Genomic DNA, 12,792 nt, shown 5'->3' with positions numbered 1-12,792 from the left:
GTGGATCTCGGTGTAATTCTTGTCAGCCTTCAGCCATTCTATTTCAGAGAAAGGAACCTTCAGGAAATTCTTGTGGCTGCGGATGAAGATACAATCCTTCAGGAAGATCTCTGACCGTTCTGCCGGAGCAGGTTGCTGCGCGTTGCTGAAGTTGTTCAACGCCATTTCGATAGCGATGTGAATATCCTGGTCCTTAAAAGGTTTGGTGAGGTAGCCATCAGGGTTTACCTGCTTTGCTCTCTCCAGGGTTTCCGGGTCGGTGTGTGAGGTTACAAAGATGAAGGGCCGGTTGAGTGACCTTCGTACTTCTGTGGCGAGGTCTACTCCATCGGGCGTTGCGCCCAGTGAAATATCGATGAGCACCAGGTCAGGGTCTGTTTCCCTGATCTTTTCCAACGCTGCCTGATAGTTGTCTGCTACCGCGGGCACCTCATAGCCCATGCGTGTAAGCAGGTAGTGAATGTACTCTGCTATCGATGGCTCATCCTCCACTACCAGTATCTTTGTGTTCATTTCGCTCTTAGAGGATTTGCATGTTAACGATGGCGTTGCCACCTATTTTATTATCTTTGGAATCAAAGCCCTCCGCTTCTCAACGAAGCTCTTGCCCCGAACGCGCTACACGCAAATTAATATAAAATTGATCTTCGCATACTGACCTCCTGTAAAAATGAAGCCAAGCCTCCCCGCATTTTTCCATTGCTCACGAACGGTTATTTGTATCAGAGTCTTTGCAAGGCTATTCTTTCTCCTGGTGATCCTTTCAGGGAATGCAGCCAACCTCCGCGCACAACAGAAAAAAGCCGATCAAAAAACGATCGACAGCCTATTGCTGGTGCTGAAACAGGCAGCGCCCGCGCGAAAGCCAGAGATCTACAACAGCATCGGCCAGGCGTATCACTCGATGCAGCAGCCCGGTGAGGCTATCCGTTATGGAAAAGAAGGATTAGCCCTGGCCCGGAAGCTGGGCGACCACAAGCAGGAGGCAATGGTCAGCATCACGATCGGCACAGCGTTTTTGAACAAGGGTGATTTTGATTCGGCGGGTTATTTTATCAGCAACGCTTACAACATCAGCAGCAAGAACGGCGACCTCGAAACCGAGGGCCGGTCATTGTCAACGTTATCGAACGTGCTGGGCCGCAAGGGACTGTACGACTCTTCCATTCATGCGCTTACCCGCGCCTTGTCGATATTTTCACAAACCAAAGATTCGGTTCAGCTGGCCATTGCACACACGAACCTGGGCAACCGCTACTCCAGCACCGGCGACTTTGCCAAAGCGCTGCTCAACCATCACAGCGCCCTCACCATTTTTGAAGCCCTCGGCGAGCAGGACAGGGCCAGGACCACACACATCGCCATCGGCAACACTTATAATAACATGGGTGATGAAGAAAAAGCCCTGGAGCATTATAAGAAGGTGCTGAACGATTACAACTTCCCCATGACGGATCATTACCGGGCAGTGCTCACCAACAACATCGGCGGTTTGCTCACCGAGAACTTCAAATTTGAAGAGGCCAAACCATACCTGTGGGAAGCATGGAACGTCTGGGGAAAAGACAGCACCAACTGTTTTGCCATCTATCCGCTCAGCAACCTTGGTGAGGTGTATTCGCATTTGAACAAACTTGATTCTGCGGAGATCATGCTTCGCCGGTCCATCGCGCGGGCAAAGAAATGCAACGAGCAGTATGTGGTGAGCGCGTCCATGCTCGATCTGAGTAAAGTATATTCAAAACGATCCAAGCACGACCTGGCGAAACAGCTGCTGGATCAGTCGTATGCCATTGCCCTAGAGATCAGGAGGAACGACATCCTGAAAGAGGCCTCTTATCTGTTGTACGAATATTACAAGGCACGGGGCAACTATGCGCAGGCGCTGAAATATTACGAATCGCACAAAGCCACCAGCGACAGCCTGCTGAATGAAGAGGGCACCAAAAAAATGGCGAAGGTGGAAGCCACCTACGAGTTTGAGCAGGAGAAGAAGGAAATAGAATGGCAGCACCAGCAGGAAGTGTTGGGTGAGCAGCTCAAGCTGAAGCGGCAAACGTTGCTGAACAGAACTTACCTGGCCGGAGCAGGTGTGTTGTTGATCATTGTGCTGATCATTTATCGCTCTTACCGAGTCAAACAACAGGCAAACCGTAGCCTTGCCGTTAAGAATGACGAGATCACCCGTCAGAAAGCAGCATTGGAAGCGATGAACCGCACCAAGGAAAAATTGTTGTCGGTGTTATCGCACGACCTGAAAAATCCTTTGTTCGGGCTGGAGGGAAGCCTTAATATGTTCCTGGAAGGAGCCATACCCCAGGAGCGGCTGCAGAAACACGTGCGCGACCTGCAGGTAAGGCTCCACAACACGTCCGATTTTCTGGAGAACCTCTTACAATGGACCAAAAGACAACTTACGGGAATAACGCCGAACAAGGTCTCCTTCCAGGCAACGCAGGTGCTGGACGAAACCATTAACCTGCTGGATCCCGCCGCAAGAGCCAAGCAGGTATTGATCATTCCTTCGGTATCTTCCGGGCTCACGCTGTATGGCGACTATGAGATGGTGAAAGTTGTGCTGCGTAACCTGGTGACCAACGCCATCAAATTTTCTCCCGAAGGCGAAAGCATCACCGTTTCCATCAGCAGATCTGAACAAACAGACCTCATTGCTGTGCATGACAACGGCGCGGGTATCAAAGGAGACAATAAAGAAGTATTCTCGCTGATAGGGCTTTCTGAAAAGGGCACGAAAGGCGAGACCGGCAGCGGCATTGGCCTGATGCTCTGTCGCGAATTTGTAGAGAAGCAGGGCGGACACATCTGGTTTGAAAGTGCTGCTGAACGTGGCACCACCTTTTACTTCACGTTACCCGTATACGCAGAAGCAAGCGTTACCGCCTGACGGCGGGCTTATATTTATTTCGTCCCTGTTTTTTTGCCATGTACACACACGGGCTGTCATTCCGTCCCCGCATGGCTATACGCCGCTGGCAATTATGATCTGATTTATTTACTTCGGGATAATATCCAGCAATGAACCCCTGCTGGCATGTGCAGAATTTGCCCTGTTCGTTCTGAAAATAATCGCGAACAACAGTTAACGAAAAGGACAGGGCTGTTGTCAAACGTGTCATCTGCACGGCACAATGTCTGAACTGGTGTTGGTCTTGGCGTTAAGAAACAAATCACTATGAAGATAGTTGCACTGGCCAATCACATCCTGGCCCTTCCCGCCTTGCATTACCTGGCGGAGAACAAATGGCTGAAAGGTGTGGTCTCTATCGAGAAGCAGCATGACTACAGTGTGCAGGTAGAGAACCTGTCGGTAAACCATGGTGTTCCTTTTTTAAGGGTTGGCCGTCATGAGCTTACAGGAAAGTTGAAAACGTGGCTCGAGGATATCAGTCCCGATGTTGTATTGGTCTTCACGTTCAGCTACAGGATACCGGAGTTGCTATTGGCCATTCCACGACTCGGCTTCTACAACTTTCATTTTGGTCCTTTGCCGCAGTATCGCGGACCGGATCCTGTGTTCTGGCAGATCCGGAACGGCGAGTCTGTTGGCGGTATTACGGTGCACCGAATGAATCGCGATTATGATGCGGGCCCCATACTTGTACAGCACCCGATCGCTTTTCTTCCGGGAGAAAGTTACGGGATCCATATCGGCAGGCTTGCCACCGCGGCAGTGGCGGTATTGCGCATGGCATTGGAAGAATTGAAAACGCCCGAGGCCACCGTGTTGACACCGCAGGATGAAGTGTCTGCCAAATATTATTCCAGGCCAACATCACTGGACCTCTGTATCAACTGGGAAGCGCAGACCGCCGATGCGATAGAGAACCTTGTCAATGCAGCCAACCCTTTTTACGGAGGTGCCATTGCGTCGTTCAGGGGTAAAGTTGTGAAGCTGCTGGAGGTGTCACCGGCGGAAGTAACCGGTGTTGCAGGAAAACGTGCCGGAACGATCGTCTATGCCGACATGCAGCACGGGTTGTTTGTAACCTGTAAAGACGATCGCTGCCTGCGTATCAACATCGTTCAGACCACAGAGGGTGTTATGACAGGTAACCGGATGGCAGCGCTTGGCGTGAGGACAGGCGAGCGGTTTGAGCCTGCAACAGTTTTTGAAAGTAAAGAATCAGAACATTATCCAACTTAAAAACACACAACAATTATGGATGCTTACTTAGGAGAGATCAGGATCTTTTCAGGCAACTATGCCCCCGCAGGATGGATGCTTTGCGCCGGGCAAACGCTGCAGGTCAGCGAGTACCAGGCGCTTTTTGCCGTGATCGGCGATATGTATGGTGGCGATGGATCGAGCACTTTCATGTTGCCCGATCTGCGGGGGCGCACAGTGGTTGGTCTGGGGCAGGGTCCGAACCTGACAAACCGTACCATTGGTGAAAAAGACGGCGAAGAAGCCGTCACGCTCGATAATACAGAGATACCTGCACACGCTCATAGCATACCTCAGCCGCAGGTTACGGTTACCAGCGCTGGCACGGCAAGCGCCGACCTGTATGCCTACAATGGAAATGCAAATTCAAAACCCATCACAACCGGCAGCTCGCTGGCGGTGATCAACGATGGAGCAAGATCTCCCGCGCTTTACAACACCGTAAATACCAGCAATGCGCCTAATGTCAAATTGAATTCGGCATCGATCCAGAATATTACGGTTCCAGCAATTCAGGTGAACGTTGCCATGCCCGCCACTACCGGTGTGATTGGCGCCAGCAATGCGCATGATAACATGATGCCTTATATTGTGCTCACCTATATCATCTGCGTGTCGGGCTATTTCCCGTCGAAGCAATAATTACAGGAGACTGTTCCGGAGGCGTGCTGTGATGCAGGCTTCCGGGGCATACTTTTATTTTTAGCCAATCTCAAATCCGATCCTTGGAAACCGGTTGATCACATAGTGGAATTTCAGAGGCCGTCCGTGATGCGCCTCTGTTGCCGTGAATAAAAATACCGGACTGGTGATGGCAGAATCTCCGGTGTACAAACAGTGATCGCCAAAGACCCGCACGGTGGTGAAGAGCACCATGTCAGCATGATCCTTGTGCGATAATTCAGGAATCGTTACAGCCGGAAGTTTGATGTATTCTTCGTCGTTATCGGTGAATACTTCGGGGCCCGCGTTGAAGGTATCTTTTGAAAGCGTGAACAGATGGCCTACCGGTGTGCGTTTCTCTTCACACCATGCTTTATGCACAAAGTTCTCGAGCGTAAAAGTCTGGTGGTCGATCCGGGGCTCTTTCTCATAACGCGTCAGTGAAACGTTGAGGCTGATCGCTTCCGGCAGGAATTTTCCTCCCGGCATGAGCAGCGGATGAAGATTGCGTGTGATAGCGAATTGGGGCTCGGCGTGAAGTCCCGCATCCATGGCTTCCGATACGATCATGTGAAACTTTCTGCCATCGGTGCGGGTGTAGGTCGTGGCATCGGCGGTGATATATTCCTCGATGTAGTCATGAAGCTCAGACTCCCGGATCACCTGCCGCACGCCACGGATGGCTTCCGGATGAAGATCGAGCAAATAAAGTTGTATGTCTTCCGGCAGGAAAAGCGGAAGCAGGGGGATCATAAGTGTGCCCATCGGTCCGCAGCCGGCATAAAGAATATGCAGTGGACCGTTAACGTCCTTTTTCAATTCTAGGATGGCTTCGAAAATGCCTTGCAGAAAGACCAGTGTTCTCTTTTTGTCGAGCAGGCATCGGCGGGCCTGGGCGGTGCTGATCGCTACGCCATATTTCAGATCCATACGTTGCGGGTCTTCAGCTTCAACACCTTCACGCGGGGTGAGCAGACCATAAAGACCATTCAACAATATTTCTTTCTCGCGCTGACCGTTGGCTGGCTGCAGCAAGTATGTTGTAATTGCCTCAAGTTTTTCCTTCACAGAAGGCCGATAATCTGACATGACGGGGTTTACAATACAAAGTTAAGCAACAGTAGGGCATGTGCCAAGTATCGAGCTTGTGAATCAGACAAATAGCAATTTTTGATCCGGCAAATACCTACGCATATATACGTAGAGATGGTATATCGGAACCCAGTGAAAGGCTTATTTTGGTTGACGCTTTTCTGCAATTCATCCACACTTTATCACCAGCCGTATATACGAGCCCTTTTTGTGAATTTTTAAGCACTCCGTATGATTTAGTTTTGCTCGATTTCTTCGCCAGACGCGTGAATTGCTATTTAAAGCTCAGGATGGGCTGTTAGAACGAACGGAAATCACGGTGTAGCGAAAGAATTCTGAAGTGTTTTAGTTTGGCTAAATCCCCCACAATGCAATGAGATCTGACATCAGATTCAGAATTTTTTTCACCGTTTTCTTTTTGCTGACCCATACCCTGGTCCAGGCACAGACCACCGGAACAGCAAACGGCACCTATGATTTCGGCTCGCTAGGAAGCATGAACAGCGGCGGATCAGGTTTTAAAACCCAGGGTGACAAATTCAAGGTAAGCAACATATTTGAAGCGGACGGCAATGTTATCTACGCTAACAATACCAATGACAACACGTCACAAACAGCAACGATCAAAGCTGAAGGCGGGTCTGTCTGCAAGCGTTTTACGTTGAAGAATATCGTTTTTTATAACTTCAATGTGGACAATGACCTGTCACAGTTCGACCTGGTGCTGAAAGACGCCTCCGGCACGCAGATCGCAAGCCATTCACTGACGGGCAATCAGACCATCGTCGGCGTGGGTTCCACTTCGGCCCTTAGCGATTTTAATAATTTAACACCCGCATTCCCGGCTGCGGGCTACACAAATGTTTCTGAGATTGTCATCATCTGGAAATATTCCGATATATCGATCTCTCCCGATGAGCTTACGTTCGCAAGCATTACGGTTGCTGATGTGAGTGCCACGCTTCCCTCTTCCAACAGCGCACCTACAGACCTGGCACTTTCCGCTAACACGATCGCTGAAAATGCAGCTGCCAATGCAACCATCGGCACGCTCAGCTCTATTGATCCTGACGCAAGCAATTCCTTTACCTATTCACTGGTGACGGGTACAGGTGACACAGACAATGCATCTTTCAACATCAGCGGAAACAACCTGCGCATTACGAATAGTCCCAACTTCGAAAGCAAGAGCAGTTACAGTGTTAGAGTCAGGACTACCGATCAGGGTGGCCTCACCTACGAAGAAGCTTTCACCATCACGATCACGAATGTGAACGAAGATCCCACGGATGTGGCATTGAGCGCTTCATCGGTAAACGAGAACGTAGCAGGGAACACCACCGTAGGTTCTCTGAGTTCAACTGATCCGGATGCCGGTGCTAGTTTTACGTACACGCTTGTGGCTGGTACGGGCGATACCGACAACGCTTCATTCAGCATCAGTGGAAGCAACCTGCGCATTACGAATAGTCCCAACTTCGAAAGCAAGAGCAGTTACAGTGTCAGGGTCAGGACTACCGATCAGGGTGGCCTCACGTATGAAGAAGCTTTCGCCATCACGATCACGAATGTGAACGAAGATCCCACGGATGTGGCATTGAGCGCTTCATCGGTAAACGAGAACGTAGCAGGGAACACCACCGTAGGTTCTCTGAGTTCAACTGATCCGGATGCCGGTGCTAGTTTTACGTACACGCTTGTGGCTGGTACGGGCGATACCGACAACGCTTCATTCAGCATCAGTGGAAGCAACCTGCGGATCACGAATAGTCCCAACTTCGAAGGCAAGAGCAGTTACAGTGTCAGGATCAGGACTACTGATCAGGGCGGCCTCACGTATGAAGAAGCTTTCGCGGTCACGATCACCAATGTGAACGAAGATCCCACGGATGTGGCATTGAGCGCTTCATCGGTAAACGAGAACGTGGCAGGAAATACTACTGTTGGTACATTGAGCTCCACCGATCCGGATGCCGGTGCTAGTTTCACCTATACACTTGTGGCTGGAACAGGCGATACAGACAATGCTTCGTTCAACATCAGCGGAAGCAACCTGCGGATCACTAACAGTCCTGATTACGAAAGCAAGAACAGTTACAGCATCAGGATCCGCACCACCGATCAGGGTGGACTTACCTACGAAGAAGCGTTTGCCATCACGATCAATGATGTTAACGAGACCGTGCCGTCTGTTACCATCAGCACCACCGCCGCCAGCACAACAGGCGTATCACCGATCCCGGTTACCATCGCCTTCAGTGAAAGTGTTACGGGTTTTGTAGTTGGCGATGTTACCGTAAGTGGCGGAACAAAAAGTAATTTCAGCGGAAGTGGTACAACGTATACCCTTGACATCACCCCTTCAGGCAATGGAACAATCACTGTAAATGTAGCAGCCAATGCAGCACAAAATGCTTCGGCGGCAGGCAACACAGCAGCTACCCAGTTGAGCATTGTTTACAACGCTTCCTGTGGTACGATGGAAGCCTCTCCGTATTACTTGAAGAGCCGCGTTTCCTTAAATCCGGCGTTGAACAGTTTTGCTGCAAATGACAATACTGGCTGGACACCCATTCACCGTTATGACACTGATGGCTTAGGCAATACATGGTCTGCTGCGACGGCGATCCCGTTCAGCTTTACCTTCATGGGTCAGGCTGTTACACAATTCTGCGTGAGCAAGAACTACCTGCTTACTTTCACTGCTTCCGTAGCCGGCGCTGCGGTGAGTGCGCTCATTGCAGACAATACAGCTTTACCCAATGCCAATCTGCCCGCCAATACCATCGCGTATTTCTGGGACAATTTCAATACGCCTCCGGCCGGCACGCAAGACGACGCCATTTATACCAGGGTATACGGATCAGCACCGAACCGTCAGCTCTGGATCCGGAATCATTCGTACATCACGGAAGGTATGACGTTCTCCTATGGCATCGTGGTGCTGGAAGAAACCACCAACAGGATCTATGTGATCGATCTCAGGAACGCAACGGCTAACGCAGGTTCGCGCACAGTCGGCGTTCAGAAGAATACCAACGCCTATATTCAGGATCCGGCGTCGCCCAATATAACATCTGTTAACGGTAACGTTACTGGTAATGCATTTCCCACAGCAAAGTACTGGATCTTTGAATCGCTTTCCGGTACAACCGAAACCTCTGTTCATTACAGCACAGCTCCTTCAATATTCGATGTGGTGGCACCTCCGCTGGCTGGCTCTGGCTCATTCTCTTACTTGTGGCAGCAAAGCACAGATAACAGCACCTGGTCATCCGCAGCCGGAACCAACAACCAGGCTACCTATCAGGCGCCCAGCCTGACGGAGACAACCTACTACAGAAGAAAAGTAACTGACAACACCTGCGGAGACGAGATCTTCGACGGCAAACAAAAAGTTACCGTTACAGCTACTCCGGTGAGTGTAACGATCAGCAGCATAAAGACCAGTCCTACAAATTCCAATCCGATACCCGTCAAGATCGATTTCGCGGAAGACGTGGTGGGTTTCATTGTTGACGATATTTCAGTGAGCGGAGCAATGAAGAGCAATTTTTCGGGCAGCGGCAAGAACTATACAGTTGACATTGTTCCTTTAGGAAATGGCGTCATCACCGTTGATGTAGCCGCCGGTGTAGCCGAGACACCGGGAGGCAGCGCGAACCTGGCGGCAGCCCAATTCAGTATAACGTATGATGGAACGAAACCTGCGGTGACCCTCAGCAGCACCAGCGCCAGTCCTACAAACAGCAATCTTATTCCGCTGAAGATCGATTTCAGCGAGAGCATCACCGGTTTTACAGTTGGCGATATAGTGATTACGGGAGGTACCGCTGGTAATCTCAGTGGTTCCGGTCAGCACTACTCCATTGATGTTTCTCCCACCGTCTATGGGGAAATCACAGTGGATGTAGCTGCTGACCTTGTGCTGGATGCCGCCGGCAATGGCAATACGGCGGCCACACAATTCAAGATCACATATGACAACGTGAAACCCACCGTGACCATCAGCAGCACCGTTGCAGGACCTACCGGTATAACACCCATACCGGTGAGCATCGCCTTCAGTGAAAATGTTACCGGCTTCGATCTTACAGATGTTGCCGTGACAGGCGGAACGTCAGCCGGTTTCTCGGGAAGTGGAAAAGATTATTCCCTGAATATTACGCCTTCTGCCGATGGTACAATTACGGTGAACGTTGCAGCCAATGCTGCACTCGATCAGGCCGGCAATGGCAACGTTGCAGCCACCGCATTCAGCATTGTGTATACCAGCTGCACACCGCCCGTTATTACTGCTGTTTCTGCCGATCAAACGATCTGCAGTGCAGGCAATACAATTTTTTCGGTTTCCGCAACCGGAAGCAATCTCACCTATCGATGGCAGGTTGACAACGGATCAGGTTTTACCAACATCACCGATGCAGGGGTATACCAGGGAGGTGCTACTGCCATGCTGACCATCACGCAGGCATCATACGCTTATAATGGTTACAAATACAGGGTGGTTGTATCGGGTGCATGCGACCCTGCAACATCCACTCCTGTTACGCTTACAGTATTGTCGCCAATAGAGGCCGGATTGATAGCAGCGGATCAGATCATCTGGTATGGCGATGTTCCGGCTGCGTTGTCAAGTGTGCAAAATGCTTCCGGCGCCGATGGCCAGCTTGTTTATCAGTGGGAACGTTCGACCAACGGAAATGACTTCACTGCCATTGCAGGTGCAATCGCTTCAACTTACGCTCCGGGAGCCATGTATGAGGACACTTATTTCAGGCGATCGGTGACCAACGCCTGCGGTAGTGCTAATAGCAATGTTGTAAAGATCGTTGTTGCACGTTATGAGCTGGACAAAGACCTGATCCCTAACGCACTTTTCCCCAACGGCACTACCCGCAATCAGACCTGGGGGATCTCGCACCTTGGGCTTACCGAGCCAGTAGAGGTCAGGGTATTCGACAGCACCGGACGTTTGTTGTTCTACACCAACGATGCGCAGCAGGAATGGGATGGCAAGCATAAAGGCAAAGACGCGCCGGAGGGCACTTACTTCTACACCATAGAGATCGCAGGAGAAAAAGTTCAGGGATCAATTCAAATCGTTTATTAAGATGACCATGCAGATAGTAAAGAATATAAGAACAGTTGTGGCTGCCATGCTGGTTGCCTGTGCGCTGACCAACGCATCGGGTCAGGCCAACAATACTTTCACACAGTACTTTCAGTTGCCTTACCTCACCAACCCGGGCTTCGCGGGCCTTCAGCAGTATACAGACATCAAGCTCGGATCACGTCAGCAATGGAATTCATACGACGATGCGCCGAAGAGCTACCTGGCAGCGATCAATCACCCTGTAAATTTTAAGTCGGTCGCCCCGGCTGAAACCGGTGCGAGCAATAACAAACCCACTACATATGCGGGCATCGGCGGTTTCCTGATCCAGAAGAACATGGGCGGATACAAAGACCTTCAGGCGGGACTGTCTTACGCTGTGCACGTACCTGTAAGCTCATCTTATCGTTTGTCACTTGGGCTCACCACCGCTTATTCAGGTGTGAAGGCCGACCTTGATAAATTTATCGTGCGCGATGAAAACGACTCTTTTTATAAGAGCATCGTATCCAACAATGGATCGCTGCAATACTTTACCGTGGATGCGGGATTGCTCCTTTCTTCAGACCGGTTCATGGCGGGCTATTCCGTGCTCACGCTTTCAAGCGCGCGGCTTGGCATCAATAAAGATGTGGACAGTGAAGACGAGCTTGCCACCAGGCACCAGGTGATGGCGTCTTACAATCATGTTGTAAATGCTGACTGGGAAGCAATTCCTTCTGTCATCTTTCGCCACGATAGGTTTGCGGGTTCTTCGGTAGCGCTGAACGTCAAGGCCAGGTACCGCTCGCAATTCTGGGGTGGACTGGGGGTAGACCCGGGAAATTCATTTTCAGGATTGGTGGGATTTTCTTTCAAAAACAATTTCAGCTTCACCTACAGCTACGAAATGAATGTGAGCGATGTGCAGAGCTATTCTGCCAGCGCCCACGAGCTGATGATCGGGATTTCGGTATTTGGTAAGGCTAAAAACAAGTTGTTGCTGTGGTAGAAAAAGAAGAAAGATCATAACCTTCAAGCCATGACCTTTCTGTTACCTAATTGAAGCAAAATCTATTGATCGTCTCGGTCTCTTTTCTGTGAGGACTTATCCTTCTTGGTGGAACTATCTTTCGTTGAATTGTCCTGCGCCATAGCATCTTTTACAATAGTTTCATGTGTGGCGTCTTTCAATTCTGATTCCTCTGCTTTCACAAGTTTCTTTTCGTCGCGGTCTACATAGAACAGCTCACCCTGGAATTTGTACACCACCTCGCTGTTGGGCCCTTCCTTGTTTTCAACCACCTCTACATCGCTCTGCGGCTGGCTGCTTTGATCCTGCACCATATTCCGATCATTATTGCCGTCCGTAGTGTCGGTGCGCTGCTGGTTTTGGTTTTGTGTGTTCCTGTACTGGTTAGAGCGCTGATCCTGCTGTTGCGCATTCACAACACCAGCCAAGCAGAAAAGAGCAGCGGTACAGATTACTAACAATAACTTTTTCATACCTGTATATTTAAATGATCTTAAACATGTCTCGCTTTCTTCATCAAACTATCGTACCCGCGTTGAATGGAATAAGGGAGCAGCCATCCCCGCGGGTAAGAAAAAACCGATCGATTACAACGACGTGCGATGACTTGAAAGATACGGCGATATTGTGTTGCCGCTGCGCCAGGGCAATTTTCAATGAAAGATCACCTAAGATGTGGAATTATGCATACACGCTCCGGCTTACTGCGGATAAACCAGCCGT

Annotated in this window: 8 protein-coding genes; 5 read left to right on the top strand and 3 right to left on the bottom strand. The window is 50.2% G+C overall.

The window, feature by feature from the left end:
• Positions 1–513: response regulator (locus tag KK083_RS23480; protein ID WP_254168079.1), on the bottom strand; the 513-nt coding region annotated here is incomplete at its 3' end.
• A 157-nt stretch (positions 514–670) separates the two neighbouring features.
• On the opposite strand from KK083_RS23480, the gene KK083_RS23475 reads away from it, so the two are divergent.
• The 3 genes from KK083_RS23475 (at position 671) to KK083_RS23465 (ending at position 4,828) form a co-directional block, all read left to right on the top strand.
• Positions 671–2,905, top strand: a complete 2,235-nt coding sequence (locus KK083_RS23475) for an ATP-binding protein (RefSeq protein ID WP_254168078.1) — start codon at positions 671–673, stop codon at positions 2,903–2,905.
• Positions 2,906–3,193: 288 nt separating this feature from the next.
• Positions 3,194–4,165 (top strand): methionyl-tRNA formyltransferase, encoded by a 972-nt coding sequence (locus KK083_RS23470; RefSeq protein WP_254168077.1) that lies wholly within the window; start codon positions 3,194–3,196, stop codon positions 4,163–4,165.
• A gap of 15 nt (positions 4,166–4,180) precedes the next feature.
• Positions 4,181–4,828 (top strand): phage tail protein, encoded by a 648-nt coding sequence (locus KK083_RS23465; RefSeq protein ID WP_254168076.1) that lies wholly within the window; start codon positions 4,181–4,183, stop codon positions 4,826–4,828.
• 60 nt (positions 4,829–4,888) lie between these two features.
• Here the strand turns inward: KK083_RS23465 and KK083_RS23460 are convergent, their stop codons facing one another.
• Positions 4,889–5,938 (bottom strand): SAM-dependent methyltransferase, encoded by a 1,050-nt coding sequence (locus tag KK083_RS23460; RefSeq protein WP_254168075.1) that lies wholly within the window; start codon positions 5,936–5,938, stop codon positions 4,889–4,891.
• Between the two features lie 376 nt (positions 5,939–6,314).
• Here KK083_RS23460 and KK083_RS23455 point away from each other — a divergent pair, with 376 nt between their 5' ends.
• Both KK083_RS23455 and KK083_RS23450 read left to right on the top strand, forming a co-directional pair.
• Positions 6,315–11,054: an Ig-like domain-containing protein gene (locus tag KK083_RS23455; RefSeq protein WP_254168074.1), complete on the top strand. Its 4,740-nt coding sequence runs from the start codon at positions 6,315–6,317 to the stop codon at positions 11,052–11,054.
• Position 11,055: 1 nt separating this feature from the next.
• Complete coding sequence (locus KK083_RS23450) at positions 11,056–12,048, top strand: PorP/SprF family type IX secretion system membrane protein (RefSeq protein ID WP_254168073.1); 993 nt, start codon at positions 11,056–11,058, stop codon at positions 12,046–12,048.
• Between the two features lie 62 nt (positions 12,049–12,110).
• On the opposite strand, the gene KK083_RS23445 is transcribed toward KK083_RS23450, so the two are convergent.
• Positions 12,111–12,542 carry a hypothetical protein gene (locus KK083_RS23445; protein WP_254168072.1) on the bottom strand — a complete coding sequence of 144 codons (432 nt, stop codon included), beginning with the start codon at positions 12,540–12,542 and terminating at the stop codon, positions 12,111–12,113.
• Between the last annotated feature and the right edge of the window lie 250 nt (positions 12,543–12,792).

This window comes from Chryseosolibacter histidinae (genome assembly GCF_018598225.1).
In the GTDB taxonomy this organism is placed as follows: Bacteria; Bacteroidota; Bacteroidia; order Cytophagales; family Cyclobacteriaceae; genus Chryseosolibacter; species Chryseosolibacter histidini.
This window is presented reverse-complemented; position numbering and strand designations above follow the sequence as displayed.

What these genes read in the sequence shown, in the direction of transcription:
- KK083_RS23465 (WP_254168076.1), top strand. Translation starts at nt 4,181, where the DNA reads ATGGATGCTTACTTAGGAGAGATCAGGATCTTTTCAGGCAACTATGCC.
- KK083_RS23445 (WP_254168072.1), bottom strand. Translation starts at nt 12,542, where the DNA reads ATGAAAAAGTTATTGTTAGTAATCTGTACCGCTGCTCTTTTCTGCTTG.
- KK083_RS23470 (WP_254168077.1), top strand. Translation starts at nt 3,194, where the DNA reads ATGAAGATAGTTGCACTGGCCAATCACATCCTGGCCCTTCCCGCCTTG.
- KK083_RS23460 (WP_254168075.1), bottom strand. Translation starts at nt 5,938, where the DNA reads ATGTCAGATTATCGGCCTTCTGTGAAGGAAAAACTTGAGGCAATTACA.
- KK083_RS23450 (WP_254168073.1), top strand. Translation starts at nt 11,056, where the DNA reads ATGACCATGCAGATAGTAAAGAATATAAGAACAGTTGTGGCTGCCATG.
- KK083_RS23455 (WP_254168074.1), top strand. Translation starts at nt 6,315, where the DNA reads ATGAGATCTGACATCAGATTCAGAATTTTTTTCACCGTTTTCTTTTTG.
- KK083_RS23475 (WP_254168078.1), top strand. Translation starts at nt 671, where the DNA reads ATGAAGCCAAGCCTCCCCGCATTTTTCCATTGCTCACGAACGGTTATT.